Annotated in this window: 26 protein-coding genes; 14 read left to right on the top strand and 12 right to left on the bottom strand. The window is 44.9% G+C overall.

Annotated features, from left to right (window positions below; all coding sequences use genetic code 11):
- Nucleotides 1-23 precede the first annotated feature (23 nt).
- From K7R10_RS00890 to K7R10_RS00880, 3 genes are all read left to right on the top strand, one after another.
- A complete protein-coding gene (locus K7R10_RS00890) occupies nucleotides 24-956 on the top strand; it encodes a DUF1835 domain-containing protein (protein WP_224482793.1) in 933 nt (310 codons plus the stop codon).
- 1 nt (nucleotide 957) lies between these two features.
- Nucleotides 958-1,818 carry a nucleoside phosphorylase gene (locus K7R10_RS00885; protein WP_224482792.1) on the top strand — a complete coding sequence of 287 codons (861 nt, stop codon included), beginning with the start codon at nucleotides 958-960 and terminating at the stop codon, nucleotides 1,816-1,818.
- Nucleotides 1,819-1,897: 79 nt separating this feature from the next.
- Nucleotides 1,898-2,749 carry a substrate-binding domain-containing protein gene (locus K7R10_RS00880; RefSeq protein WP_224482791.1) on the top strand — a complete coding sequence of 284 codons (852 nt, stop codon included), beginning with the start codon at nucleotides 1,898-1,900 and terminating at the stop codon, nucleotides 2,747-2,749.
- Here the strand turns inward: K7R10_RS00880 and ung are convergent.
- The gene (gene ung / locus K7R10_RS00875; RefSeq protein ID WP_224482790.1) at nucleotides 2,736-3,401 is read right to left on the bottom strand and encodes a uracil-DNA glycosylase; all 666 of its coding nucleotides are present in this window, start codon (nucleotides 3,399-3,401) and stop codon (nucleotides 2,736-2,738) included. The genes K7R10_RS00880 and ung overlap by 14 nt on opposite strands.
- Nucleotides 3,402-3,486: 85 nt before the next feature.
- Between ung and K7R10_RS00870 the strand changes: the two genes are divergently transcribed.
- The 3 genes from K7R10_RS00870 to K7R10_RS00860 all read left to right on the top strand — a co-directional run bounded on the left by K7R10_RS00870 (nucleotide 3,487) and on the right by K7R10_RS00860 (nucleotide 7,271).
- Entirely contained in the window at nucleotides 3,487-5,658 is a 2,172-nt protein-coding gene (locus K7R10_RS00870) for an endonuclease MutS2 (RefSeq protein ID WP_224482789.1), read from the top strand.
- Between the two features lie 28 nt (nucleotides 5,659-5,686).
- Nucleotides 5,687-6,100, top strand: a complete 414-nt coding sequence (locus K7R10_RS00865; protein WP_224482788.1) for a thiol-disulfide oxidoreductase DCC family protein — start codon at nucleotides 5,687-5,689, stop codon at nucleotides 6,098-6,100.
- A 109-nt stretch (nucleotides 6,101-6,209) separates the two neighbouring features.
- Nucleotides 6,210-7,271 carry a VWA domain-containing protein gene (locus tag K7R10_RS00860; protein WP_224482787.1) on the top strand — a complete coding sequence of 354 codons (1,062 nt, stop codon included), beginning with the start codon at nucleotides 6,210-6,212 and terminating at the stop codon, nucleotides 7,269-7,271.
- A gap of 49 nt (nucleotides 7,272-7,320) precedes the next feature.
- On the opposite strand, the gene K7R10_RS00855 is transcribed toward K7R10_RS00860, so the two are convergent.
- Nucleotides 7,321-8,826 carry a DEAD/DEAH box helicase gene (locus K7R10_RS00855; RefSeq protein WP_224482786.1) on the bottom strand — a complete coding sequence of 502 codons (1,506 nt, stop codon included), beginning with the start codon at nucleotides 8,824-8,826 and terminating at the stop codon, nucleotides 7,321-7,323.
- A 252-nt stretch (nucleotides 8,827-9,078) separates the two neighbouring features.
- Between K7R10_RS00855 and K7R10_RS00850 the strand changes: the two genes are divergently transcribed.
- From K7R10_RS00850 to K7R10_RS00830, 5 genes are all read left to right on the top strand, one after another.
- Entirely contained in the window at nucleotides 9,079-9,942 is an 864-nt protein-coding gene (locus K7R10_RS00850) for a sigma-70 family RNA polymerase sigma factor (RefSeq protein WP_224482785.1), read from the top strand.
- Between the two features lie 115 nt (nucleotides 9,943-10,057).
- The gene (locus K7R10_RS00845) at nucleotides 10,058-12,310 is read left to right on the top strand and encodes a transglycosylase domain-containing protein (RefSeq protein ID WP_224482784.1); all 2,253 of its coding nucleotides are present in this window, start codon (nucleotides 10,058-10,060) and stop codon (nucleotides 12,308-12,310) included.
- A gap of 58 nt (nucleotides 12,311-12,368) precedes the next feature.
- Nucleotides 12,369-13,640: a mechanosensitive ion channel family protein gene (locus K7R10_RS00840; protein WP_224482783.1), complete on the top strand. Its 1,272-nt coding sequence runs from the start codon at nucleotides 12,369-12,371 to the stop codon at nucleotides 13,638-13,640.
- Between the two features lie 61 nt (nucleotides 13,641-13,701).
- Complete coding sequence (locus tag K7R10_RS00835; RefSeq protein ID WP_224482782.1) at nucleotides 13,702-13,926, top strand: hypothetical protein; 225 nt, start codon at nucleotides 13,702-13,704, stop codon at nucleotides 13,924-13,926.
- A 142-nt stretch (nucleotides 13,927-14,068) separates the two neighbouring features.
- Complete coding sequence (locus K7R10_RS00830; RefSeq protein ID WP_224482781.1) at nucleotides 14,069-14,236, top strand: hypothetical protein; 168 nt, start codon at nucleotides 14,069-14,071, stop codon at nucleotides 14,234-14,236.
- Here K7R10_RS00830 and K7R10_RS00825 read toward each other — a convergent pair.
- A complete protein-coding gene (locus tag K7R10_RS00825) occupies nucleotides 14,233-15,588 on the bottom strand; it encodes an NAD-dependent succinate-semialdehyde dehydrogenase (RefSeq protein ID WP_224482780.1) in 1,356 nt (451 codons plus the stop codon). The two genes, K7R10_RS00830 and K7R10_RS00825, sit on opposite strands and share 4 nt — an antisense overlap.
- Nucleotides 15,589-15,710: 122 nt before the next feature.
- On the opposite strand from K7R10_RS00825, the gene K7R10_RS00820 reads away from it, so the two are divergent.
- Complete coding sequence (locus K7R10_RS00820) at nucleotides 15,711-16,118, top strand: glyoxalase (RefSeq protein WP_224482779.1); 408 nt, start codon at nucleotides 15,711-15,713, stop codon at nucleotides 16,116-16,118.
- On the opposite strand, the gene K7R10_RS00815 is transcribed toward K7R10_RS00820, so the two are convergent.
- Nucleotides 16,119-16,793, bottom strand: coding sequence for a DUF2461 domain-containing protein (locus K7R10_RS00815; protein WP_224482778.1), 675 nt, complete (start codon nucleotides 16,791-16,793; stop codon nucleotides 16,119-16,121).
- Between the two features lie 89 nt (nucleotides 16,794-16,882).
- Here K7R10_RS00815 and epsC point away from each other — a divergent pair, with 89 nt between their 5' ends.
- Both epsC and cysM read left to right on the top strand, forming a co-directional pair.
- A complete protein-coding gene (epsC, locus tag K7R10_RS00810) occupies nucleotides 16,883-17,674 on the top strand; it encodes a serine O-acetyltransferase EpsC (protein ID WP_224482777.1) in 792 nt (263 codons plus the stop codon).
- Nucleotides 17,664-18,563, top strand: a complete 900-nt coding sequence (gene cysM / locus K7R10_RS00805) for a cysteine synthase CysM (protein WP_224482776.1) — start codon at nucleotides 17,664-17,666, stop codon at nucleotides 18,561-18,563. The genes epsC and cysM overlap by 11 nt, the downstream gene beginning before the upstream one ends.
- Before the next feature lie 4 nt (nucleotides 18,564-18,567).
- Here the strand turns inward: cysM and corA are convergent, their stop codons facing one another.
- From corA to hisD, 8 genes are all read right to left on the bottom strand, one after another.
- Entirely contained in the window at nucleotides 18,568-19,656 is a 1,089-nt protein-coding gene (gene corA / locus K7R10_RS00800) for a magnesium/cobalt transporter CorA (RefSeq protein ID WP_224482775.1), read from the bottom strand.
- A gap of 65 nt (nucleotides 19,657-19,721) precedes the next feature.
- Nucleotides 19,722-20,321 carry a bifunctional phosphoribosyl-AMP cyclohydrolase/phosphoribosyl-ATP diphosphatase HisIE gene (hisIE, locus tag K7R10_RS00795; protein ID WP_224482774.1) on the bottom strand — a complete coding sequence of 200 codons (600 nt, stop codon included), beginning with the start codon at nucleotides 20,319-20,321 and terminating at the stop codon, nucleotides 19,722-19,724.
- 5 nt (nucleotides 20,322-20,326) lie between these two features.
- Nucleotides 20,327-21,082: an imidazole glycerol phosphate synthase subunit HisF gene (gene hisF / locus K7R10_RS00790; RefSeq protein WP_224482773.1), complete on the bottom strand. Its 756-nt coding sequence runs from the start codon at nucleotides 21,080-21,082 to the stop codon at nucleotides 20,327-20,329.
- Between the two features lie 89 nt (nucleotides 21,083-21,171).
- Nucleotides 21,172-21,921, bottom strand: a complete 750-nt coding sequence (gene hisA / locus K7R10_RS00785) for a 1-(5-phosphoribosyl)-5-[(5-phosphoribosylamino)methylideneamino]imidazole-4-carboxamide isomerase (RefSeq protein WP_224482772.1) — start codon at nucleotides 21,919-21,921, stop codon at nucleotides 21,172-21,174.
- Nucleotides 21,899-22,519, bottom strand: coding sequence for an imidazole glycerol phosphate synthase subunit HisH (gene hisH / locus K7R10_RS00780; protein WP_224482771.1), 621 nt, complete (start codon nucleotides 22,517-22,519; stop codon nucleotides 21,899-21,901). The genes hisA and hisH overlap by 23 nt, the downstream gene beginning before the upstream one ends.
- A gap of 1 nt (nucleotide 22,520) precedes the next feature.
- Entirely contained in the window at nucleotides 22,521-23,654 is a 1,134-nt protein-coding gene (gene hisB, locus K7R10_RS00775; RefSeq protein ID WP_224482770.1) for a bifunctional histidinol-phosphatase/imidazoleglycerol-phosphate dehydratase HisB, read from the bottom strand.
- A complete protein-coding gene (gene hisC, locus K7R10_RS00770; protein ID WP_224482769.1) occupies nucleotides 23,651-24,712 on the bottom strand; it encodes a histidinol-phosphate transaminase in 1,062 nt (353 codons plus the stop codon). The genes hisB and hisC overlap by 4 nt, the downstream gene beginning before the upstream one ends.
- Nucleotides 24,709-25,995, bottom strand: coding sequence for a histidinol dehydrogenase (gene hisD, locus K7R10_RS00765; RefSeq protein ID WP_224482768.1), 1,287 nt, complete (start codon nucleotides 25,993-25,995; stop codon nucleotides 24,709-24,711). Before hisD ends, hisC begins: the two co-directional genes overlap by 4 nt.
- Between the last annotated feature and the right edge of the window lies 1 nt (nucleotide 25,996).

The raw sequence follows: 25,996 nt of genomic DNA, 5'->3' as shown, positions 1-25,996 counted from the left end.
GTAAACCTAACTAACTAAACATCATGTCTTATACGCTGCACATTACCAATGGAGACAGCCTCACATCAAAGCTCAGAGAGCTTGATATAGCAGGCGAAATCATCACTTGGAGGGAGATGCTGTGTGAAGGGAAAACCCTAAACCATGTAGGTTCTGAGAAGTTCTGGAGACAACGTTATGAATTTCTGAGTCAATCATATAAGGTAACCAAGAATACCTTTATCGATTTTACCCTGAAAGAATATCGAAAGCTTTGTAATCACAAATCACAAAATGAGATCATTTTATGGTTCGAGCCGGATCTTTTTTGCCAGATCAACCAGATAGCTGTATTAAGCTGGATTAAAAATCACCGTAAAGACCTTCATATAAGCGTTGTGAATGCGGTAAAAGAAGATGGTGCTGAAAAGTTCTTCCAATTATCTTCTCTCAGCGGTGAACAACTTAAAGAACTGTACGATGACCGCATCAGTCTGGAACGGGATGATATTGAATATGCCGATTATATCTGGCAGTTGTATTGTGAGAATAACCCCTTTCAGTTACAACAGGCCATCAAACTGAATAAGAGCAAACTTCATTACCTGTCTAAAGCCATGGAGGCACATCTGAGAAGGTTTCCTTCTGTGAACACGGGTATGAATGAACTTGAATACTCCATGTTACAATCGGCTTATCAGGAAAAGCATAAAAGCAGAAATCAACTGATCACCTCTATGCTGAACAACCAGGGCATCTATGGATTCGGAGATGTGCAATTTGAACACATGTCAAAGAAACTACGCCCGCTTTTCCGTACTTTTAATCCCGTTAAACTTACCAGGATGGGGAAAAGTGTGATGGAAGATAATCTCAATGTATATTCTCAACTTAAGAACGACAACGAATATTTTGGTGGCACTCCTAAATATTCGTTTTTGTTTATCAACGAAACCTCCAGACTGCTAAAAATGTGATATGAATCTAAAAGCATCTGAGTTGATCCTGAATCCCGATGGCAGTATCTATCACCTGAACCTACTCCCGGAAGATATCGGCGACACTATTATTCTGGTCGGAGACCCCGGAAGGGTTAAAAGAGTCTCAGATCGTTTCGATTCCTGTGAGATAAAAAAGCAAAAAAGAGAATTTGTCACCCATACGGGTTTTGTCGGGAAGAAGCGTGTTTCAGTTATCTCCACAGGCATAGGCACCGATAATATCGACATCGTTATCAATGAACTGGATGCTTTGGCAAATATCGATTTTGATACCCGCACCAACCGGAAACAGCTCAGACAGCTCGACCTTATTCGCATTGGTACTTCCGGATCTTTACAAAAGGATATCGGTGTTGATGAATTCCTGCTGAGTCAATTCGGACTTGGATTTGATAACCTGTTACATTTTTACAAAAGCGAAAAGGTCAGGGATCTGAATCTTGAATCGGCTGTGAAGGAACAACTTAAGCTGCCTTCCTGCCTTGAACCCTATGCCGTCGAAGGCGACAGGGATCTGAGGGATCAATTTGCCTCTTCAGAAACACATATCGGGTGTACCGCGACCAATTGTGGCTTTTATGGGCCTCAGGGACGCAAACTCAGGCTGGATTCCTCTGTATCAGATCTGCCTGATCTTATGAGCCGCTTCGAAGCCTCAGGATTACGTATCACCAACATGGAAATGGAAACCGCAGGTATTTATGGCATGTCTGCCATGCTGAACCACAGGGCGCTATCGGCCAATGTCATTCTGGCCAATAGACCACTCGGTACCTTCTCTGAAAAGCCCGGAAATGCCGTTGATCGACTGATCACATATATTTTAAGCCGATTATAGATAGCATAACAATTTTCTTTGCCATAGTTGTACAACTAAAAAACTGGCGCTACATTTATAAGAACTTAAGAGAAAGATATTGAAGAACATCAAAGTGATAGGCGTTCCTGAGCATTTTAACCTGCCCTGGCATCTGGCGGTTGACGAAGGTGCGTTTGAAGAGCGGGGCATTAATGTTGAATGGGAAGATATCCCTGAAGGAACCGGAAGGATGTGCCAGATGTTAAGGGATAATGAAACCGATCTCGCAGTCATATTAACCGAAGGGATCATCAAGGATATCTCTGCCGGAAATCCCTCAAAGATCATTCAGGTATATGTGGAGTCACCTTTGTATTGGGGAATACATGTGAGTACCCACTCCCCTTATCGCCTGCTGCCTGAACTCGAGGGGAAAACAGCAGCTATTTCACGGTACGGGAGCGGCAGCCATCTCATGGCCTACATCAATGCAAGCGAAGAAGGCTGGCATCATCAGCATCTCAAGTTTAAAGTGGTTAATAATATCGAGGGAGCGGTCGAAGCGCTTTCCGCCGGGGAGGCCGATTATTTCATGTGGGAGCATTTTACCACAAAACCCCTGGTAGATAAGGGTATATTCAGAAGAATATCAGACTGCCCTACCCCATGGCCCTGTTTTGTGATCGCAGCTTCTGAAAAAGGACTCTCAGAAAATGCCGGTGCCTTGAAGCATGTTTTACAGGTTCTGAATGTATTTACAGAAGAATTCAAGAACATACCAAGTATCGATCGGATGCTTGCCAATCGATACGGCCAAAAGCTGGATGATATCAGGGAATGGTTATCGATTACCCGATGGAGCCAGAAACAGATAGCTCCAATGACCGTTAAAACCGTGCAGGATGAACTGATGCGTTTGAATATGATAGAAAACAGGAATCCTCACGAACTTTTTGTCACCAATCTATAGGAACCTTTCCCCGGGCTTTCAGGAGTTCATTGGCCTGACTGAAATGATCATTTCCAAACCACAGCCCCCTGTTGGCGCTCAGGGGTGATGGATGCCCGCTTTCCAGTATATTATGCCTGTCTGAATCGATAAGCTTTTTCTTTTTTCGTGCATGCCCTCCCCATAGCATGAAGATCACTCCCTCAGCGGCATCATTTACTCTTTGAATAACAGTATCTGTAAATTGTTGCCATCCCAGCTTCTCATGAGAACCGGGCTGGCCTTCGCGAACGGTCAGTATCGTATTGAGCAATAGCACCCCCTGCTTCGACCAGGGGATAAGACAACCGCTTTGAGCATGAATTTCTCCTTCCTGGGCATGTACTTCCTTCAATATGTTGCGCAAGGAAGGAGGATTCGTCACCCCTTCATTTACCGAGAATGCCAGTCCGTGAGCCTGTCCCCGGCCATGATACGGATCCTGGCCGAGTATAACAACTTTCACCTCTTCCGGAGGGAAATAATCAAACGCAGCGAAAATTTTATTTTCGGGGGGAAAACAGTTGTGATCCCTGTATTCTTTTTTGAGGGAAGCCTTAAGCCGGGCCATATTTTCCTTATCAAGGGAACCTTTCAGAAAGTCTTCCCAGTCGGGATGCAGTTCGAAATTCATGTTTAAACAGCTTTGGACATACACAGCACAAGATCTTATTAACTTTGTACCTTTGCAATGCTCAAATTTAGGGCTTTAAAAAGCTATGAACAAAATACACCAGAAGACCATACAAGACCTTGAACTGCAAAAGGTATTACAGCAGATTTCGGCACACTGCACCACTGATCACGGCAAGGAAGCTGCCTTGAAAATCAGCCCTTTCAGCAAGGAAGATACTTTGATGACGAACCTGTCTCAGACGAATGAATACCTCGCATCGTTCGAGAACAACAACCGTATACCCAATCACTATTTTGAAGCGGTAGACAACGAACTGAGAATGTTGGGTATCGAGAATGCAGTTCTGAGTATCGAAGGACTCAGATCAGTTGCTGCACTTTCATCTTCGGTAAACGGACATATTGATTTCTTCAGGAAATTTACAGAGTATTACCCCACTCTTTTTAAGAAGGCCGAACGCATCTACTATACGCGTGAGATTATAGAGGCGGTCGACAAGGTGATCGACCGTTTCGGAGAGGTTAAAGATAACGCCTCTGATGAGTTGGCAGAGATCAGAAAGCGTATAGCCGTGGTGAGAACGAGGATCAACCAGAGCTTCAGTTCAGCGCTCAGTTCTTACGCATCGGCCGGCTACCTCGATGATATCAGGGAAACCGTTATAGACAATAAAAGAGTGCTGGCCGTAAAGGCTATGTACCGCAAAAAGGTAAAGGGAGCCCCACTGGGGCAATCCAAAACGGGGAGTATCGTTTACATAGAGCCGGAAGTGACTCAGATGTATACCCGTGAATACCAGGAACTGGAACTGGAGGAAAAGGAAGAGATTCAACGAATCCTGAAGGAACTGACCAATATTTTGCGACCCTTTAAAAATCTGATCGCACAATACCAGGTATTTCTGACCGATATGGATGTGTTTTCGGCCAAGGCCCGCTATGCCCAGGACATCAACGGATTGCTTCCGGAAATAACCTCTGAGCGTAAAATGCACTTTATAGAGGCTTTTCACCCACTGTTATACCTGACCAACAAAGAAAAAGGTGAGATCACCTACCCGCAAACCGTGGAACTGGAACCTGAAAAAAGAATCATCGTTATTTCAGGACCGAACGCCGGGGGAAAAAGTATCACCCTGAAAACAGTTGGTCTGTTACAACTCATGCTGCAGTCAGGAATCCTGATCCCGGTGCATGAACGAAGTGTCACCTGCCTGTTCGATCGGATCCTTACCGATATAGGTGACAATCAGTCGATCGAAAACCACCTGAGCACCTACAGCTACCGGCTGAAGAACATGAATTACTTTTTGCGCAAATGCAACGAAAAGACCCTGTTTCTGATCGATGAGTTCGGAACGGGAAGTGATCCTGAACTGGGGGGAGCACTTGCCGAAACCTTTCTCGAGGTTTTTTATGAAAGGGAAGCCTTTGGCATTATCACCACGCATTACGCCAACCTAAAAATGCTGGCGAACGACCTGCCTTACGCCATCAATGCCAATATGCTATTTGACAGTAAGACCCTTCAGCCGGTATTCAAACTTATACTGGGGGAAGCAGGAAGTTCATTTACGTTCGAAGTGGCTCAAAAAAACGGTATTCCCTACGGTCTGATCAATAAAGCCAAAAAGAAAATAGAAAGAGGAAAGGTTCGTTTCGATGCGACCATAGCCAAGCTGCAAAAGGAACGAAGCCAGGTACGACAAACCTCCTCTTCCCTGCGCGAAGAAGAAGCGAAAACACGTGAAGAAAACAAGCGCCTCGAAGAGCTGAATACCCGTATCAGGTCTAAACTGGAAAGTTACCAGGAACTCTATGATCATAACCAGCGTATGATCTACCTGGGGAATAAGATCAATGATATTGCCGAAAAGTATTTTATCAATAAGAAAAAAAGACCGTTGATCTCTGAGTTTTTAAGAATTGTCGAAACCGAGAATTCGAAAAGAAAGAAAGAGAAGAGCGAAGAGCGAAAAGCGCGTAAAAAAGAACAGGAAATCGCCCAGAAAGAAGTGAGCAGGGAGATCAAGGAGATCAGGCAGCGAAAGAAAAAGGAAAAGGAAACAGCCAAAAAGCAACCTGCGGCCAAACCTCGTCCGGTATTCAAGGTTGGTGACCGGGTCAGGCTTATTGATGGCAGGGCTATTGGTACCATCGACACGCTTGAAAAGAATAAGGCTATTGTAAACTATGGCATGTTCACCACCGAAGTCAGTACCGACAAGCTGGACCTTGTTGAAGCGTCGAAATAATTCGTACTTTTAGTTTCACGTAAGCAATATGAAAGAGAAAGAGAAAAAGATCATCCTGTTCGACGGTGTTTGCAACCTGTGTAATGGCGCCGTAACCTTCATCATCAGAAGAGATGATAAAGATGTTTTTCGATACGCTGCCCTGCAAAGTGAGGTTGGACAGGAGCTCATAGCTGAAAGAGGTATAGATACAGAAAAAACCGACTCTATCATTTTGATAGAACCCGGTGTTGCATACTATACCCGCTCAACAGCTGCCATCGAAATCGCCAGGGAATTCGGTGGTGCGTGGAAGATTTTTACCGTATTCAAATACATCCTGCCTGAAAGTGTCAGGGATGCCCTGTACGACTTTGTGGCCAGGAACAGGTATCGCTGGTTTGGAAAAAAAGACAGTTGTATGATTCCTACTCCTGAATTAAAAGCGAAATTTTTAGAGTAACTTCTTACCTAAAATGCTTATGAACAGCAATTTGTTTATAAGCCTGCTCTACCCCGGATACTTATTTGGTTTTTTATTCGTTATTTCGACAAACCCTTAACCCATTATTATGCGTACTATAAAAATCTGCTTAGGCTTAATAGGTATACTACTTGCTTTTGCCGCTTGTGGCAATGCCGATGACGACTTCAATAACCCCGGCGGGGTCGATGGTTGTCTGGATCTGGGAGCTGCACAGTTGCGACTTAGCATCCAGGACCAGTTTACTACCTTACCCGGTAAGGTTTCTGTTTTTTTCAAGGTGAATGATCTGCAGGGAAAGCCTGTTTCAGGACTTACAGCCTCTGATTTCACCATTTATGAAAGCGGACGTAACGACAATTGTTTCAATACGATCTCTGCTTCGGAGTCTGCAGCTCGTATTTCACCGAAAGCCCAGGTATTCAACAGCAACACTATACTCCTTTTGGATCTCAGTAACAGTGTTTTGAGCAACAGTCTTCAAGAACTTAAAGATGCTTCTGTCAGTTTTATAAATAATGTAATGCCGGCCGTGCCCAGCGATTCTTATAATATGGCTATCTACTGGTTCGATGGCGAAGATGAGCTTCACCTCTTACAGGAACTTACGTCAGACGCAGCTGCACTGGTTAACGCAGTACAGGGTATCGATGAAAATATCAGCAATGACCCCTCTACCGATCTTTACGGAGCGGTGATCAAGGCCGGAGAAGTAGCACAGCAGATCGTAGCTGCCGGAGCGGGGGAAGATATAATTTCGGCAGCCTCGGTGGTGGTTTTTACAGACGGTACCGACCAGGCTTCCCGTTATTCCCAAAATCAGGCGCTTGAAGTGGTGCGTAATTCTGACGATAATGTAAGCTGGTTTACCATCGGACTGGGAGCTGAGATCGACCAGGCGGTTCTCAACAACATAGGAACCACCAATAGTGCTTTTGCCAGTAACAAGGAAGAATTGGAAGATATTTTCGTGGAAATCTCTGAAGAGGTAAAAGGACAAGCCAACAGCTTCTACCTGTTTGAATATTGCAGTCCGAAAAGAGACGGCAGCGGAATCAATCAGTTGGTGATACAGGCGATCGATGGTGACCGCCAGGGAGCGGTTCAGACTCAGTTTGATGCTACCGGTTTCACAGCGGGTTGTCAGTAAAATTTCTGCAACCATATCTCATAAAAAAAGGCACCCGAGGGTGCCTTTTTCAGTTTTGGTATTTTTTTACAATATTGATCCTCAGCTTCCGCAGATAGTCTTCTGCGAGCCATTCTCTGTAGTTCTTGGTACTCTTGCTGATACACTGAGCATATCGTCTGATACGGCTATCGATATCATCCTTCAGCTCTATGGCAAGCATGCGGGCCTCATAGGCATCTTCACTGTTGTCGACACACATCTCGGTGTGCTGTTTTAGCGATTTCTCAAGTATTGCTTTTGATCGCAACCCCTGCTTAAGCACCTTGTCGTATTCGGCTTCTATATCAAAACTTACATCTTCGGTATTGGCGAACTTCTCACGGAGACGCTTTGGCATTTCATAAACGAAATTCCTTTCTATCTCTTCATCATCTTTAAGGTTCTCCAGGTAATAATCAGGAAACTTAAAGATGTGCTGCCAGTCTATTGGTTCGCTCCAATGCCCGAAACGAGCCACATTATTACCCAGGTCGATAACGGTGAACTCATCCTTATCTTTCCAGATACGGGACCCTCGCCCTATCATTTGGAAATAAAGCGTCAGGGAACGGGTGGCACGATTCAGTATAATGCTTTCTACCGAGGGTTCGTCGAAACCGGTCGTGAGGATACTCACAGAAGAAAGAATGGCATCAGGTGTATCCCTGAACCATCTCAGGATCTCCTTCCGGTCCTTCGAGCTGTGTGTATTATCCAGGTGGCGAACAGGATATCCTGCCTCTCTGAACAATTCATAAACGTACCAGGAGGTGTTTATACCATTATTGAATATAAGGGTCTTCTTTCCCTTCGATTTTTCCTCATAGGCCGTTAGCAGTTTCTCCTGCATATCCATGTTGGAATAAAGGGCCTCTGAAGATTTGACCGTATAATCACCATTGATACCGATCTTCAGTGAAGTCAGCCCCACATCATAACTGTAAATATTTGCTTTGGCCAGAAAACCTTTATCAATAAGTGTTCTGATGGCCTCCCCGATGATCAATTCATTGTAATTGTCTTTCATCGGCAGTTTGATGTTGGAACTCAACGGCGTGGCTGTCACCCCCAGAATGAAGCTGTTCTTAAAAAAGGAGAAGAGCTTTCGGAATGAGTTGTAATGCGCTTCATCAATGATAACCAGCCCCACATCCTTGATCTCCAGCTTCTCATCATTGAGCCTGTTTTTCAGGGTTTCGACCATAGCCACAAAGCACATGTATTCATCCTGATCAGGTAATTCCTTCACCTTGCTGTTGATGACCTTGTTCTTTACATTGAACCCTCTGAGCATTCTTGAGGTCTGCTTACTCAGTTCGATACGGTGTGTCAGCACCACCACTTTTTTTTGGGTTTCAAGTATATAACGCCTTACGATCTCTGAGAAAATAACAGTCTTCCCCCCTCCTGTCGGTAATTGGTACAGCAGATGGTAGTTCGACGGCTTATTGACAATACGATCGAAGATCTGATCAATAGCATCTTTCTGATAGGCATAAAGTTCTTTCTTGTCTACTTCCTCAGTTGCTAGCATAGCTTTGTAACGGCGTTAAACGAGCAAAAATAATGAGTTTTAAACCGACCCCGAAATTATAACCTGATAAAAGGGAAATTTAACAGTTGAATAACTGAAAGCCTTACTTGATAGAGGCGATTAATCATAAAAAACGTCATTTTTCTTAAATATTTCATAAAATATGCTAGTCATTTGATTTTTAAGGGGGTTAAAGTTGCTTTTTAGAAAAAAAAATGTTATTAAGGTAATCTAATCCTTAATAAGTACTTGATGAGACAACTCAAAATTATAAAGCAGGTTACAAACCGCGAATCTAAATCCCTGGACAAATACCTACAAGACATCAGCAAGATCGACATGATCACCCCGGAAGAAGAGGTCGAGCTCGCTCAGCGTATCAAAAAGGGAGACCAGTTGGCTTTGGAGAAACTTACAAAAGCTAATCTGAGATTCGTTGTATCGGTAGCCAAGCAGTACCAGAATCAGGGATTAAAACTGCCTGACCTTATCAACGAAGGAAACATGGGGCTGGTCAAGGCAGCAAAACGATTTGATGAAACCCGCGGATTCAAATTCATTTCATACGCCGTGTGGTGGATTCGACAGTCTATACTACAAGCTCTGGCAGAACAGTCAAGAATTGTAAGACTTCCGCTGAATAAGATCGGATCTATCAATAAGATCAACAAAGCCTATTCTTTTCTCGAACAGGCTCACGAACGTCCGCCTTCTGCCGAAGAGATAGCCAAAGAGCTGGATATGACCGTGAATGATGTGAAGCAATCTATTAAAAATTCAGGTCGCCACATCTCAATGGATGCGCCACTTAAAGAAGGAGAAACCTCTAACCTCTATGATGTGGTTAGTCATGGTGAATCTCCCAATCCTGACAAAAAGTTATTGCATGATTCATTAAATATCGAAATAACCCGAGCGCTTGATACGCTTACCACCCGGGAGGCCGATGTGATCAAGCTTAACTATGGTATAGGCGAACAACAGCCCATGACTTTAGAAGAGATCGGAGAGATCTTTGACCTCACCCGCGAACGTGTAAGACAGATACGTGAAAAAGGGATAAGAAGACTGAGACACAATTCGAGAAGCAAGATCTTAAAGATGTACCTGGGGTAATCTCCATACAGATAAATAAAAAAGCCGGCTCATTTTGCCGGCTTTTTTATTCGTAAAACTTTAACAACCACGATCACCTGTCTGCTCGTATATCATTGGAAACTAATGCAACACTATGTTTGACAAACTCAAGCGGTTTAAAAAGCCCTTACTACTCTTTGCAGGGGTTATTTTTTTGGCACTTATTTCTCTTTTTGCTTCGGTGTACCTTGGATATTGGGGTAAAATTCCATCATCTGAGGAATTACGTGCAGGAGAGCTTGACCGCTCGACCCTGATTTTAGATAACGAGGGCGAATTGGTTGGAAAACTATACATACATGATCGGTTGCCCGTTTCTTTAGACAGCCTTCCTCCTTATATCACAGATGCCCTTATCGCTACCGAAGATGCCAGGTTTTACGAGCATGACGGAGTGGACACCCGCAGTATTTTCAGGGTGTTTTTTAAAACCCTTCTTTTACAGGACCGTTCGTCCGGAGGGGGAAGTACCCTCTCACAGCAGCTGGCCAAAAACCTGTATCCGCGCGAGGACCTAGGGTCTGCAGGGATCGTGATTCATAAACTCAGGGAGTCGATCATCGCCAGCAGGCTTGAAAAAGCCTTCACTAAGGAAGAAATACTGGAAACCTATCTCAATACCGTTTCTTTCGGAGACAATAAGTTCGGAATAGAAAGCGCCTCTCGACATTTTTTTGGGAAGCCTGCCGCTCAACTTACTTTGGTTGAAGCTGCCACCCTTATCGGTAGCCTCAAGGCGACCTACACCTATAATCCCCGACTGTTTCCGGAAAAAAGCAGGGAACGCCGAAATGTGGTCCTGGCCCAGATGGAAAGGTATGGAAAACTATCGGCCGACAGTCTGGAAACGCTCATGGCTGAAGACCTTAGCCTTAGCCTTACGCCGCTATCAGGGTCAGAGGGTATCGCCCCCTACTTCAGAGAGCGGGTACGCAGAGAGGCACAAACCATTTTAATGGCCTACAATTCGCAGCATGGTACAAACTACAATCTCTATAGCGACGGATTGAAAATTCACACCACTCTTGATCTTGAGATGCAATTGCTGGCCGAGGCAGCCATGCGGAAACATATGAAGTCTCTGCAGAACGAATTTGAAAAAAGCCACGGAAAAAAAGCACTATGGTTGTCTGAAAAGTATTTGCAGGGAGAAGTTCAAAAGCTGCCCGTTTATAAGAAACTCAGCAAAAGCGGATTTACACATAAGGAGATCATCGACAGCCTTTCAACCCCAAAACCGGTAACGACTTTTGACTGGAACGACCACAGCACCCGGATGATGAGTACGCTCGACAGCCTGGCCCACTACAGAAAAATGCTGAACTTCGGTTCGGTATCGATACATCCGGGTTCGGGAGCGGTCACCACCTGGATCGGAGGAATTGATTTCGATCATTATAAATTTGATCACGTAAGTCAGAGCAAAAGACAAACCGGATCGGTTTTTAAACCACTGGTGTACGCAACGGCGCTTGAGCAAGGCATCGAGCCTTGCTCCTACTATTCGCTGAAGCCGGTAACTTACGAGAACATGGAAGATTGGACTCCTAAAAATGCCGGTGAAAAGAAATCCGAAGATTATATCAATTATTCTCTTGCACACGCCCTGAGTAATTCGGTAAATACCGTAGCGGTCAAAGTTCTAGAGGATGCCGGTATCAGCAATGTAATCGAAACGGCCGGCAAAATGGGCATCAGTTCTGATTTGCCTGCAGTACCCTCTCTTGCCCTGGGTACCGCTGAGCTCAGCCTTATAGATATGGGCAGGGCATACAGTAGTTTCATCAATGAAGGGAAGGCAGTTGAACCTTATGTCATCAGCCATATTACCGATGCGGAAGGCAATGAGATCTACCGCCATGAAAAAAAGGAATATGAAACCGCTTTCTCAGAATCGACCCGCCTGCTGATGCTCGAGATGCTGAAGAAAGTCACACAAGATGGTACCGCTTCAAGACTAAGAAGTGTTTATGGGATCAAACAGGTACTGGCAGGAAAAACAGGAACCACACAGAACAATAAAGACGGTTGGTTTATCGGGATGAACCCTCAAATGATCAGCGTCACCTGGGTGGGAAACGACGATCACAGAATTGGATTTAAAGATACCCGTACCGGTCAGGGCGCCCACTCTGCCCTTCCCTATTTTGCAGGATGGTTCTCTTCCCTGATCAATACGGGGACAGCTCCGGAGGTCACCCGGGCTACATTTGAAGAAGTTCCTGATGAGATTCTGGAAAGCCTGGCTTGCGAGCCTACTAAAAAGGATGGTTTTTTCAAAAGACTTTTCAGCAATCCCGATAAGATCAAAAAGAAAAAGTTCAGGAGAAAAGGCGACGCACAGTAAAGCGTTTTTCTGATCGTTAAAATTTGAGTTATTTTGCAGGGAAATTAAACTGCTTGCTTTGGAAAACAAAGATCTTCTGGAATCACTGGGAAACACCCTCTACCGCTTATTGATCGATCATGGCTATGCCGAAGCCACAGCCCGGCCTTTAAACCTCATATTCAATGTTATTATTGTTGTAACGGTGGTTTGGCTGCTTGACCGGCTGCTCAGAAAACTGATCATCAAGGCTTTTCAGATCTTTTCTAACAAGACAAAGACCACGTACGATGATTTCCTCGCGCAGAGTAAGTTTCCGAAGTATACTGCTCATATCGTACCCCTGATATTATTTGAGCAACTCATACCCTATATCTTCACGGGGTATCCCGGTTATGCCAAATTCACCTTACTGGTTACCGATATCTATCTAATTTTCGTACTGGTATGGATCTTCAGAAGCTTTGTGAGATCAAGCAGGGAATACGCAAAAACAAAGCCTTATTTCAAAGACAAGCCAATCGACTCTTATGCACAGGTAGTCATGATCATCGTATGGATCATCGCCCTGCTGTTCATTTATTCAGAGATCACTAATGAATCTGTTACCGGATTTCTGGCTACACTGGGTGCCGCTTCGGCTGTGATCCTGCTCATATTCAGAGATACTATACTGGGGTTCGTGGCCAGCATTCAGGTATCTGTTAACGATATGGTTCGTGTGGGTGACTGGATCAGCATGGATAAATATGGAGCTGATGGTGATGTGACCGCAATCACGCTCACTACTGTAAAGGTTCAAAACTTCGATAATACTATAACCACCATACCTACCTATGCCCTGATTTCTGACTCATTCAGAAACTGGAGGGGCATGCAGGTAAGCGGCGGCAGACGAATCAAGCGTGCCATCATATTGAAGTCGGGAAGCGTTCGCTTCTTAACGGAAGATGACCTGAAAAAATTTTCCAGGATACAATCGATAGCACCGTATATCAAACACCGGCAAGACGATATAGATGCCTACAACAAGGCGAATGATATCGATAAGAGCCTGATCGTGAACGGAAGAAACCAGACAAACCTCGGTGTCTTCAGAAAATATTGCGATCTCTATCTTCAAAACCATCCGGCCATTAACAAAGATCTGATGTTCATGACCCGCCACCTCGCACCGACCCCACAGGGTATTCCTCTGGAGGTCTACGCTTTCAGCAGTGACAAACGGTGGGAGAACTATGAACGAATTATGGCCGATATCTTTGAACACATAATTGCGGCTGTACCTTATTTCGATCTCGAGTTGTTCGAGACTCCTTCAGGAACCGATGTAAAGAGCTTAAAGCCATAAAATTAGCTTTTCATTAAGAGCTCTCATCCTGCGATCTTCTTATCTTTTAGTAAAAAGAAAGATGAAATCGTATACCATACCCCTGGTGATCGGAGTTACCGGTTTCCTGGTTCTGTTTGTTAGCCTGATCCAGATGAACCTGGATTTCGGATTTCTCTTTTATATGATGATCGTCGGTCAATTGCTGGTCATTTTTATGACCTGGAAAGTACTCACAGATACATATACCACCGATAAGACCTTCGATAACTGGTATGAAGACAGTCCGAAAGAATCAGAAGAATAGATACAGAGATTTAAAATAATTTAAGATATCATACGACATTATCTTATGGTAAGGTTAAATTGATGATAATTTTATCTTAACGTAAACAGCTGTATTACAGTTAAATCATACCTTCAGGTAACCTTTAACCAATTACAGCATCATGAAAACAATCATTTACCTGGTTCTCCTTATTGTATCCAGTTCGGTGAACTTCATTCTTACCATAGGTCAATGCGGTGAAAAAGCAGTGGCTGAGCAGACAGATCACATACAAATACAGGAGAAACCCTGTATTCCTAAAGAATCAAAAACCTGTATTTACGGTTAATAATTGATATATACCGTTTTGATATTTACGAATTCCCTGATTCCGTGTTCGCTGAGTTCCCTTCCGTAGCCTGAAGCTTTCACTCCGCCAAAAGGCAATCTGGGATCAGACTTGACCATTTCATTTATAAAAACGGCGCCTTCTTCAAAACGGGGAACCATTTTCTTTATTTGCTGAATATCATTCGTGAAGATATTTACGCCCAGTCCGAATTTACTGTCGTTCGATAAGTTAATCGCCTCATCTGCGGTTGAGAAACGGGTAACTCCGATAACCGGTCCGAAGGTTTCTTCCCTGAATAAAGGCATTTCCGGAGTAACCTTATCTACCAGGGTAGGCTCAAACCATGCCTTTTCACGCTTTCCTCCCAGGATCAGTTCAGCTCCCATATCAAGTGTCCTTTTCAGCTGATCTTCCAGTTCTTCTGCCAGATCTTCCCTTGCCATCACCCCGATATAAGTATCTTCCTCCAGAGGGTCACCACTCTTCATTTTAAGCATACCTTTTTTAAATTTATCGATAAAGGCTTCTGCTATATCTTCATGTAGCAATAATCGCTTGGCGGCAATACAGCTCTGACCGGTGTTCTGAAATCGTGCCTGTAATGCCGTTTCAGCAGCTTTTTCAATATCTGCATCCTTCATCACAATAAAGGCATTACTGCCTCCCAGTTCCAGAACGGTTTTTTTAATTTGATTTCCGGCATCTGCCGCTACTGATCTTCCGGCGGGTTCGCTCCCGGTAAGAGTTACTGCCCTGACCTTATCGTTTTCTATGACCTCCTTTACCTTTTTACTTCCGATAGGCAGCTGACTGAATACACCTTCAGGAAATCCGGCATCAAGAAAAATTTTCTCGATATTCTGGGCACACTTCATCACGTTTGACGCATGTTTCAGCAAGCCTGTATTACCGGCCATCACAGCGGGAGCTGCAAAGCGAAACACCTGCCAATACGGATAATTCCAAGGCATTACGGCAAGTACCACACCCAGGGGCTCATAGGATACATAGCTTTCGCCCGCATCGGTTTCTTTTAGTTCTGAAGCCAGAAAGGTTTGGGCATGGTCGGCATAATAATCGCATACCCATGCACATTTCTCAACTTCAGCGATAGCCTGGGTGATGGGTTTTCCCATTTCCACGCTCATCGTACGGGCATAGTTCTCTTTTCCTTCACGAAGCAGTTCAGCCACGCGTTTAAGATGCTTCCGGCGGTGATCAAAAGAAGAATTTCTCCACTCTAAATGGGCCTTATGTGCCTGATCTACAGCAGCCGCGATCTGCCCAGAAGAGAATTCTTCAAATTCATATAATTCTTTACCGTTATAAGGGTTAACAGACTTGATCATTTCTTGATTATTCAGGTTAGTCATTCAAAGTTAACCAAATGTTTATAACCCCGTTGAAAAGTTAACGTTTTACCCAATTAAGCACCTCTGCTATTTAGTATCTTTAAGAAAACTTCGTTATCATGGAAAGCAGAACAAAGGACCTTCTCCAACTTCGTCCTACCATTGCCAACGCCTTAGTTTACGATTCGATGAGCCAGGAGGAGCGATTCCAGAATGAGACTTTAAGACCCGTTATCAAACTCCAGAATGACCTGCTGTTAGAGGTATTTCGCAACTATGCGAATAAGCACAAGGGAGTCTTTTACACCCTTTCACTTGAAAAACAGTTGCGATACATTGACAACGCGATTCAAAAAGACATCAAGTTCAGGAACTCTCTCAAAGGTATGGTAATCGGTCAATTCACCCAGGAGGAATACCTGCATTATATAGAGAATTCTTCTGCGCTTAATAAACGTATGATGAAGATCGTTATCGAGAGATTAAAAGACCAGATTCAGCTGATCGACCGTGACTGCGTGGCATGATCACTCAATCAGGGAGACCCCGTTCAGGTCGGTGGTGAGTACATCGCTCATATAGTCAAAGAAAGGCCTGATCGCACGAAAAGTTTCATCAGCCTCTGAAAGAAAGTTGTTGGCAGTGATCTCTGCGTCTGTAAACTTCCGGGTAACGATAAACTGCTTTTTTCTGATCAGATCTATGGCCGGATGCTCCCTGTCAAATCCTTTTGGCGCGGTTTTCAGTTCATCGCCTGTGAGTTCACCAAAATACTTGATGAACATTTTGTCGTTCAGAATTTTTCTGATCTCCTGGTCATCGGTTTCAAATTCCTTTCGAATGCGGTACAGGTCTTCCTTTTCAGGAGCCCAGAAACCGGCGCCGATAAAACTGCTTCCCGGTTCGATATGCAGGTAATACCCTCCCCTCAAACGGGGTTTCAAGCGGTGAAAAGCTCCGGAAAAATGGGACTTGTAAGGGGTTTTGTCATTAGAAAATCTCACATCTCTGTAGATCCGAAACATTTTCATGGTATCGATCTCGTCATGTTTGCGTAATTCGTTCAGCAGTTCCTGGAAAAATCCTTTTACCTGTTTTTGTTCCTGCCTGAAACGATCTTTGTGATCGTTAAACCAGTCCCTGTTGTTGTTTTTTCTCAAGTCCTGAAGGAATTGTATGGCTGAATCGGGAATTTTACTCATAAAGAATGATATTTAAAGCGGTATTAAAGTTAGTATAAAAACAAGGAGTGAGCTTGAATTATCATTACTTTTGAGAGAGTAATCCTGTTATGAATAAGAGTATCATACAACAGATCGAGGCAAATAAAAGGAATCCTAATCTAAGGTTTCGTTTAAAGGATCGTACCGAAGAATTCACCCGTTCACTTTTTCTCACGCTTTTCGATGCCGAAACCCCGGTGGAACCGAATCTGAAAAAGCTTGGAGATCTGTTCTCTGAACTGGTTGACCTCGCATGCTGGGAAACAAATAATCCGTGTCGACAGGTTTGGGAGAAATATTGTGACATGCTGCCGGGCATACTCGACCTGCTCAATCAGGATGCACATGCCATATACAGAAATGATCCTGCGGCCAATTCCGTGGAAGAAGTTTATATGAGCTACCCCGGGTTCTGCGCCATCGCGATGTACCGCCTGGCCCATGAGCTTTACCTTTATGGCTTTCCGCTTGTTCCGAGATTGATGACTGAATACGCTCACAAACTAACAGGCGTTGACATCAATCCGGGGGCCAAAATAGGAAAATCATTCTTTATTGACCATGCCACAGGAGTTGTGATCGGAGAGACCGCGGTTATCAAAGACGAAGTCAGGTTATACCAGGGAGTCACCCTTGGAGCCCTGTATGTTGAAAAGGAACTCAAAAACACCAAACGCCATCCAACCCTGGAAAATAACGTTACGGTTTATGCCAACGCCACCATTCTAGGAGGAGAAACGGTCGTAGGAGCCAACAGTATCATAGGTGGTAACGTCTGGCTTACATCATCGGTGGCGGCAAATTCAATCGTAACCCATACGCCTGATATAAAAATCAAAACGACTGCCCATGAATCATAGCTCTGTGCTTGAACAGATCGGAAACACCCCTTTGATAGCTTCTGAGAAACTGATCAAAAACAAAGATGTAACCCTGTTGTTTAAATTAGAGGGTCATAATCCGGGAGGCAGTGTTAAAGACAGACCTGCCTTCAATATGATCAAAAGTGCGCTGGAGAGAGGTGAAATCGATCGGAATACAAAGCTGATCGAGGCTACCAGCGGAAATACGGGCATTGCCCTGGCCATGATTGCCAGTCTCTACGACCTGAACCTTGAATTGATCATGCCTGAGAACTCTACCAGGGAACGGGTACAGACCATGCGGGCCTATGGCGCCAAGGTAATACTGACCCCTGCAGATGAAGGCATCGAGGGGTCCAGAGATTATGCCGAACGCAAAGTAAAGGAGGAGGGGTATTATATGCTGAATCAATTCGGAAACGACGATAACTGGAAGGCTCATTATAAGACTACAGGACCTGAGATATGGCGGGATACCGATGGTGAGGTCACTCATTTTGTTTCTTCCATGGGCACTACGGGCACCATCATGGGAACATCCACCTACCTGAAAGAAAGGAATCCGGATATACAGATCATCGGGGTACAACCCACTGATAATGCAAGAATTCCCGGGATACGAAAATGGCCTGAAGCCTACCTGCCTTCCATCTTCAATGCAGAAAAGGTTGATGAGATACTCGAAGTCAGTGAAGAAGAGGCGGTGGTTATGGCCAGAAGACTGGCATCTGAAGAGGGTGTCTTCTCCGGAATGAGCAGTGGCGGTGCGGTAACAGCGGCTTTGCGAGTATGCGAAAAAATCGAAAAAGGTGTGGTCGTGGTGATCGTTTGTGACCGGGGTGACCGTTATCTGTCTTCAGACCTTTTCCCTTTTGAAGAAATCTGAATGACTACAGCCATCTTTTACGCTTGAAATATATCAGCAGGGCAAAGAAAATAAACAACATCACTCCCCATACCACGAAATAGGCGTAGCGTTCATCCAGCTCGGGCATATACTCGAAATTCATACCATAGACCCCCACGATAAAGGTTAAAGGAATAAAGATCGTTGCCATGATCGTCAGAACTTTCATCACCTCGTTCATCCGGTTACTCATATGACTCATATAAGTTTCCATAAGGTGCACAGACATCTCACGGTACAATTCGATGTTCTCATGAATCTGAATGCTGTGATCCATTGCATCGGTTAAAAATACCTTGGTGTCTTCGGTAACCAGGCTGTTATTGGTATTATAAAGTCTTTTGATCATCTCCTTGACCGGCGCGATCGGTTTCCGAACTGTGAGCACCTCTTTCTTCAGGCGTTGGATCTCGATGGCAGTATCCTGATTCGCCTCCCTGTAGATCTTGTCTTCCAGCGACTCGATCTTCATAAGCAGATTTTCAGAGATCAGAAAGTACTGGTCGATGATCGCATCGATCAGGGCAAAAAGCAGGTAATCTGCTCCCCTGGTTCTGATTCTACCGTAACTGTTTCTCAGCCGGTCTCTTACCCCCTCGAATACGTCATGCTCTGCCTCCTGAAACAGCAAAACCGTATTCCCTGTAAGCACCAGGCTCACGTGCTCCATAACCTCGTTATAATCCTCGTCGAGGTAGAACATTTTCATGATACAGAATATATAATCGGGATATTCATCAACCTTGGGCCGTGAATTGGTATTAACGATGTCTTCCATGGTCAAAGGGATCAGATTATAGGATTTACCCAGCTTCTCGATCTCCTTTTCCTTGCTTAACCCGCGCACATTGATCCAGCAAACTTTATCACCGTTGGTCTTCGGTATGCCGTTATTAAAGTTATCGATAATCTTTTCCTCGTAACTATCTTCTGAGTAGGTAATGATCTCGACGGAATATTTTCCGTCTCCCTTCATCCCCTGATAGATGACCGTTCCCGGGGCCTTTCCGATCTTGCTATCTGCCCGGAAGGTCTTGGTGATCACTTTCCGCAGGTTGATTTTTTTCTTCACTTCAGACTATTTAGGGCTTAAGTTACATTTAATTCAGAAATGTTAAAAGCCTTGTAATGCTTATACTACCGATGCCTTTCTTTCAGAACCCCTTCGATATCTTTCAAGGTAAAGCCCTTTGCCTGCAACAATATCAGGTAATGGAAGAGCAGATCGGCACTTTCATTCAGGAAAAGCTCATCATTATCATCTTTGGCTTCTATAACGGTCTCTACAGCCTCCTCGCCTACTTTCTGGGCTATTTTATTGATCCCGGAGTTAAACAGACTTTTAACATAGCTTTTTTGATCATCGTCCTGATCTTTTCTCTGGGTGATCACGTTTTCCAGGTAACCGATGAACCCAAACGAACTTTCGTTGGTTTCCTCCCAGCAGGTATCGGTGCCCTTGTGACATACCGGGCCTTCAGGACGTACCTTCACCAGCAGGGTGTCGCGGTCACAATCGGTCGTGATCTCATTGAGGTGCAGAAAATTTCCACTTTCTTCACCTTTGGTCCACAAGCGCTTTTTAGAACGGCTGTAAAAGGTTACTTTTTTCGTTTCCAGGGTCTTATCCAGAGCTTCCTGATTCATATAACCCAGCATGAGTACCTTATCGGTTACTGAATCCTGTATCACTGCCGGGACCAGGCCGTCATTATTCTTGTTGAAGTCTATTTCCATAGGTATCAGATTCTCACGGCTATGCCGTTTTGTTTTAAATAGCTTTTTAATTCAGGGATCGGAATCTCCTTGTAGTGAAAAACACTGGCTGCAAGGGCTGCATCGGCATGTCCTTCTTCAAATGCATCCTTAAAATGGACAGGCTTGCCTGCGCCGCCCGAGGCGATCACAGGTATATGCAACTCCTCACTAAGCCTTTTCAGGGCTTCATTGGCAAAACCGTTCTTAGTTCCGTCATGGTCCATGGAGGTAAACAGTATTTCTCCGGCACCGCGTTCCTGCACTTCCCGTGCCCATGAGAATAATTCCACATCGGTTGGCTTTTTCCCTCCTACCAGGTGTACAACCCACCGTTCATCAATATATTTGGCATCGATAGCCACCACGATACACTGGCTGCCAAACTTAGCTGACAATTCGTTGATCAGCTCCGGTTTTCTGACTGCGGCAGAATTTACCGCTACCTTATCAGCTCCGCTGTGCAGCAATAATTCCACATCCTTTACTGAGCTTACTCCCCCACCAACGGTAAAGGGAATATTGATAGCTTCAGCTACTCTCAGCACCATGTCTGCCAGGGTTCGTCGCTTTTCTTCAGTTGCAGATATATCGAGAAACACCAGTTCATCAGCTCCCTCCTTTGCGTACCGACTGGCCAGCTCAACCGGATCTCCTGCATCGCGTAAACCGACGAAATTTACTCCTTTTACTGTTCTTCCGTCTTTTATATCAAGACAGGGTATGATTCGCTTTGTAAGCATCTGTTTATTTGATTTTAAAAAATGCTGTTATAAACACTGAATCCTTTTGTTTTAATAAGCCATTCAGCGCATACCGGCAGCGGTTAAGTTCACTCAGGGCGATTTCCCAGGATATAACTCTCAAGCTCTTTCAGGCCGATACGACCTTCATATAAAGCCTTGCCCACGATGGTTCCCTCACACCCTATAGCTGCGAGCTTCGGAAGCTCTGAGATATCAGATATCCCACCTGAAGCTACCAGTTTCAGGTCTTCTTTTTCTTCGTTCCCGGTGCGTTGCAGCAGCTCTGCATACAGGTCAAAGGCAGGACCACCCAACATACCGTCTTTGCTGATATCTGTACAGATCACATATCGAATTCCTTCTTCATAATAAGATTGCACGAAATCAAAGAGTTCGAGATCTGTGGCTTCCTGCCACCCTGAAACAGCGATCTTACCATCACGGGCATCAGCCCCTAAAATGATCTTATCAGCCCCATACCTGTCAAGCCATCCGGTAAAAACCTCTTTGTCTTTCACGGCTATACTTCCACCGGTTACTTGTGAGGCACCGCTTTCAAAGGCGATTCGAAGATCTTCACTTTTCTTGAGGCCACCTCCGAAATCGATCTTTAAAGCGGTTTTGGTAGCGATCTTTTCAAGAATACGATAGTTCACGATCTGCTGGCTCCGGGCCCCGTCAAGATCGACAAGGTGGAGGTATTCGATTCCGTGGTCTTCAAATGATCTGGCCACTTCAAGCGGATCTTCGTTATATACCTTTTTCTTATCGTAGTCTCCTTTTTCAAGACGCACGCATTTTCCATCGATCAGGTCAATTGCCGGTATTATTCTCATAGATAAGTTCTTCTGTTTTCGTTCGAATAAAGTTTTCAAGTATCAGTTGTCCGGTTTCTCCGCTCTTCTCCGGGTGAAACTGAGTGCCGTAAAAATTCTTGTACCTCAGTGCTGAGGCATACCAGTCACCATACAGACAGCGGGCTATTGCGTGGTCAGAAACCGGCACATAATAGCTGTGTACCAAATACATATAAGACTTTTCGGGCACCCCCCTGAACAGCGGTGATTGCAGTTCCTCTATCTGGTTCCACCCTATCTGAGGCACTTTAAGGGCATTATCGAAACGCACCACGGGGTCCTTGAAGATTGCCAGCCCCCTGGTATTTCCTTCATCAGAATGTTCACACATGAGTTGCATTCCCAGACAGATGCCCAGCACAGGCTGGGTCAGTTCAGGTATCAGCCGGTCAAGGCCTGTCTCCTTAAGCTTCAGCATGGCACTGCTGGCTTCACCCACCCCGGGAAAAATGACCCGGTCTGCACTGCTGACCACTTCAGGATTCTTACTGAGCTCAGCCTCGATCCCGAATCGTTGAAAGGCGAACTTCAGGCTCTGAATGTTCCCTGCTCCATAATCAATAATAACTACCTTCATCTTATAGCATTCCTTTGGTGGTGGGCAATACCATCTTCTCTGAGTCTCTCTTCACCGCAGCCTTGATCGCCTTGGCAAAGGCTTTGAAAATAGCCTCTATCTTGTGGTGTTCATTGGCTCCTTCTGCCTTGATATTGATATTGGCCCGGGCACCATCGGCAAAAGACTTGAAAAAGTGATAGAACATCTCTGTGGGCATCTCACCGATCTTTTCCCTATTGAATGTTGCTTCCCAAACCAACCAGCTTCTTCCTCCGAAATCAATAGCAACCTGAGCCAGACAGTCATCCATCGGAAGGGTAAAGCCATAGCGTTCGATTCCTCTTTTATCTCCGAGGGCCTTAGCGAACACCTCGCCCAGGGCAATAGCTGTATCTTCAATGGTATGGTGTTCATCAATGTGCAGATCACCAATGGCACGTATCTGCAGATCCATGCCTCCATGACGAGCCAGCTGGTCCAGCATATGATCAAAGAAGGGTATGCCGGTCTCATTTTTATGCGATCCCTCCCCATCGAGATTAAGAGATATACTGATGTCGGTTTCGTGGGTTTTCCTTTCGAGTTTTGCCTTGCGTTGCCCAATCTTCAGATATTCGAAGATCGATTTCCAGTCCCTTGCCCGCAATGCGATATTTTCAGAGAGGGCATCAGAAGGAAGGGAGGTCTCACCATCACCTAATTCGGGATGGTCGTCAAGAAAAATACCATAAGCCCCCAGATTCCTGGCCAACTCCATATCGGTATAACGATCACCGATTACGAATGATGCTGCCATATCGTATGTCCCGTTCAGGTAAGAGGTCAGCATACCCGTGCCGGGTTTACGTGTGGGAGCATTATCTTTCGGAAAAGTACGATCGATCAATACTTCAGTGAATTTTACACCTTCATTTTCGAGGGTTTTCATCATAAAGTTCTGAACAGGCCAAAAATCTTCTTCCGGAAATGAATCGGTTCCCAGTCCGTCCTGGTTGGTCACCATCACCAGCTCGTAGTCAAGCTCCTTAGCGATACGGGGAAGATATTGCAAAGCCCCCGGATAAAATTCCAGTTTCTCGAATGAATCTATCTGTTCATCACCGGGCTCCTTGATAATGGTTCCGTCCCGGTCTATAAATAAAATCTTTTTCATGTTGTTTTCAGTTCTTGTAAGGCTTTGAGTAATTTTTGGTTTTCCTCGGTGGTTCCCACAGTAAAACGCAGTGTTTCTTCACATAATACCTGAGAAGAGCGGTCTCTTACGACGATACCTTTATCCAGAAGTTGCCGGTACCGAAGTGTCGCATCATCAACTCTGGCTAAGATGAAATTCGCATCGGAAGGAAAGACCTCTGTAACGAAATCAACTTCAAGTAAAGCTTTAATTAACTGTTCCCTATTCGCTACTATTTCAGTGATTTGATCTTGAACAACTCTGATGTTCTCCAGTCGGGTCATGGCCGTATTTGCTGAAAGGGAATTGACGTTATACGGGGGTTTGATCTTATTCAGGATACCGATGATCTCCGGTGAGGCATACAATATCCCTAAGCGAATTCCTGCCAACCCGTAAGCTTTGGAAAAGGTCTGTGTAACCACGAGATTTGCATATTCACTTAAAGCTTTACTCCAACTGTCGGCAGGAGTAAAATCGATATATGCCTCATCGATCACTACCAGGCCGTTAAAATTCTCCAGGAGGGTTTTAACGCTATTCTCGCTCATCAGGTTCCCTGAGGGATTATTGGGAGAGCAGATGAATATCATTTTGGTATGTTCATCGATACTTTTCAAAACCTTTTCGGTGTCGATCTGAAAACCATCCAAAAGCTGTACTTCCCGGTTTTCAACGTTATTAATACCGGCCAGAACCTTATACATTCCGTATGTCGGAGGCAGGGTGATCACATTATCGGAACCCGGCTCGGCAAATGCTCTGAAAAGAAGATCCAGCACTTCATCACTCCCGTTACCGAAAAATATCTTCCCGGCAGGCACCTCCTTGACAACACTTAACTTCTCTTTCAGTTCTCCGTGATAGGGATCGGGATACCTGTTTAATCCGTCGCCATACGGATTCTCGTTAGCGTCGATAAAAGTAAGTCCCTGCTTATGTTCACTGAATTCATCACGTGCTGAACTGTATGGGCTGAGCTTCTTTACGTTTTCCCTGCAAACAGCCAGGGGATCAAAAATGGTCTTGTTCGTCATGACTGCAGATCTTTTAATCGTACGCTTACAGCGAGGCTGTGCGCCTTCAGTCCTTCAGCCTCGGCCATGGTTTCTATGGCCGGCCCCAGATCTCTGATACCTGATTTACTGATCTTTTGAAAGGTTACGCTTTTCAGAAAGCTGTCAAGGTTCACCCCGCTGTATTGACGGGCATAGCCGTTGGTGGGAAGGGTATGATTGGTACCCGAGGCATAATCACCTGCACTTTCAGGAGTATAGTTACCCAGGAAAACCGAACCGGCATTACTTATCTCTTTTACAAAGTCAGTATCATCTTCCAGGCAAACGATCAAGTGCTCTGGTCCGTACAGATTGGCGATCTTCAGACATTCTTCCTGTGAACCTACATGTATGGCCACTGAATTCGAAATAGCCTGTTCGGCGATATCCCGGCGTGGAAGGGAAGTTATCTGGGCATCCAAAGCTTCCCGGGTACTTCCTATCAGCTTCGAGGAGGTTGAAACCAGGATCACCTGAGAATCGGGGCCGTGTTCTGCCTGAGACAACAAATCTGCAGCCACATATTCAGGCCTGGCCGAGTCATCGGCTACCACCATCAGCTCTGAAGGACCGGCCGGCATATCAATGGCTATACCGAAACGGGTGGCCAGCTGCTTGGCTACGGTCACGTACTGATTTCCGGGACCAAATATTTTATATACCGGCGGAACAGTTGTTGTACCGAAGGTCATAGCTCCTATCGCCTGAATACCCCCTAAAGTAAAGATTCTGGTCACCCCGCAAAGATTTGCAGTATAAAGTATGGCGGGATGAATCTTTCCTTCCTTGTCTGGAGGAGAGCACAAAACTATTTCACGGCAACCCGCCAGTTGTGCGGGTATGGCAAGCATCAAAACCGTGGAAAACAGCGGTGCTGAACCTCCCGGAATATACAGACCTACCTTTTCGATGGGTCTCTTTTCCTGCCAGCAACTCACGCCGGGAGCGGTTTCTACCTCTACCCGTTCTGTGCGCTGAGCCCTGTGAAAGGCTGAAATATTATCGTAGGCTCTTTTAATAGCCGTTTTCAAAGATTCAGGAACTTTTTCGGCTGCTGAGCTGATCTGTTCGGCAGACAGCTCGAGTGAGTCGGGTGTCACCCCGTCAAATAAGCTGGTGTATTTATACAATGCCTCATCTCCCTTTTCCTGAATCTCTTCAAAAACCTGTTTTACCAGGGGTTCCAGATCGGTGACCGTCTGAGTAGGCCTGCGTAATATATCACTGAGTTCTTTTGCTGGTGGATTTATATACTTCTTCATC

Source organism: Robertkochia aurantiaca, assembly GCF_020166495.1.
Classification (GTDB): Bacteria; Bacteroidota; Bacteroidia; order Flavobacteriales; family Flavobacteriaceae; genus Robertkochia; species Robertkochia aurantiaca.
This window is presented reverse-complemented; position numbering and strand designations above follow the sequence as displayed.

What these genes read in the sequence shown, in the direction of transcription:
- K7R10_RS00870 (WP_224482789.1), top strand. Translation starts at nt 3,487, where the DNA reads ATGAACAAAATACACCAGAAGACCATACAAGACCTTGAACTGCAAAAG.
- K7R10_RS00825 (WP_224482780.1), bottom strand. Translation starts at nt 15,588, where the DNA reads ATGATCAAGTCTGTTAACCCTTATAACGGTAAAGAATTATATGAATTT.
- cysM (WP_224482776.1), top strand. Translation starts at nt 17,664, where the DNA reads ATGAATCATAGCTCTGTGCTTGAACAGATCGGAAACACCCCTTTGATA.
- K7R10_RS00845 (WP_224482784.1), top strand. Translation starts at nt 10,058, where the DNA reads ATGTTTGACAAACTCAAGCGGTTTAAAAAGCCCTTACTACTCTTTGCA.
- K7R10_RS00850 (WP_224482785.1), top strand. Translation starts at nt 9,079, where the DNA reads ATGAGACAACTCAAAATTATAAAGCAGGTTACAAACCGCGAATCTAAA.
- K7R10_RS00885 (WP_224482792.1), top strand. Translation starts at nt 958, where the DNA reads ATGAATCTAAAAGCATCTGAGTTGATCCTGAATCCCGATGGCAGTATC.
- K7R10_RS00830 (WP_224482781.1), top strand. Translation starts at nt 14,069, where the DNA reads ATGAAAACAATCATTTACCTGGTTCTCCTTATTGTATCCAGTTCGGTG.
- hisH (WP_224482771.1), bottom strand. Translation starts at nt 22,519, where the DNA reads ATGAAGGTAGTTATTATTGATTATGGAGCAGGGAACATTCAGAGCCTG.
- ung (WP_224482790.1), bottom strand. Translation starts at nt 3,401, where the DNA reads ATGAATTTCGAACTGCATCCCGACTGGGAAGACTTTCTGAAAGGTTCC.
- K7R10_RS00815 (WP_224482778.1), bottom strand. Translation starts at nt 16,793, where the DNA reads ATGAGTAAAATTCCCGATTCAGCCATACAATTCCTTCAGGACTTGAGA.
- K7R10_RS00855 (WP_224482786.1), bottom strand. Translation starts at nt 8,826, where the DNA reads ATGCTAGCAACTGAGGAAGTAGACAAGAAAGAACTTTATGCCTATCAG.
- K7R10_RS00860 (WP_224482787.1), top strand. Translation starts at nt 6,210, where the DNA reads ATGCGTACTATAAAAATCTGCTTAGGCTTAATAGGTATACTACTTGCT.
- K7R10_RS00835 (WP_224482782.1), top strand. Translation starts at nt 13,702, where the DNA reads ATGAAATCGTATACCATACCCCTGGTGATCGGAGTTACCGGTTTCCTG.
- hisA (WP_224482772.1), bottom strand. Translation starts at nt 21,921, where the DNA reads ATGAGAATAATACCGGCAATTGACCTGATCGATGGAAAATGCGTGCGT.
- hisD (WP_224482768.1), bottom strand. Translation starts at nt 25,995, where the DNA reads ATGAAGAAGTATATAAATCCACCAGCAAAAGAACTCAGTGATATATTA.
- hisC (WP_224482769.1), bottom strand. Translation starts at nt 24,712, where the DNA reads ATGACGAACAAGACCATTTTTGATCCCCTGGCTGTTTGCAGGGAAAAC.
- K7R10_RS00865 (WP_224482788.1), top strand. Translation starts at nt 5,687, where the DNA reads ATGAAAGAGAAAGAGAAAAAGATCATCCTGTTCGACGGTGTTTGCAAC.
- K7R10_RS00890 (WP_224482793.1), top strand. Translation starts at nt 24, where the DNA reads ATGTCTTATACGCTGCACATTACCAATGGAGACAGCCTCACATCAAAG.
- hisIE (WP_224482774.1), bottom strand. Translation starts at nt 20,321, where the DNA reads ATGGAAATAGACTTCAACAAGAATAATGACGGCCTGGTCCCGGCAGTG.
- hisF (WP_224482773.1), bottom strand. Translation starts at nt 21,082, where the DNA reads ATGCTTACAAAGCGAATCATACCCTGTCTTGATATAAAAGACGGAAGA.
- K7R10_RS00820 (WP_224482779.1), top strand. Translation starts at nt 15,711, where the DNA reads ATGGAAAGCAGAACAAAGGACCTTCTCCAACTTCGTCCTACCATTGCC.
- epsC (WP_224482777.1), top strand. Translation starts at nt 16,883, where the DNA reads ATGAATAAGAGTATCATACAACAGATCGAGGCAAATAAAAGGAATCCT.
- hisB (WP_224482770.1), bottom strand. Translation starts at nt 23,654, where the DNA reads ATGAAAAAGATTTTATTTATAGACCGGGACGGAACCATTATCAAGGAG.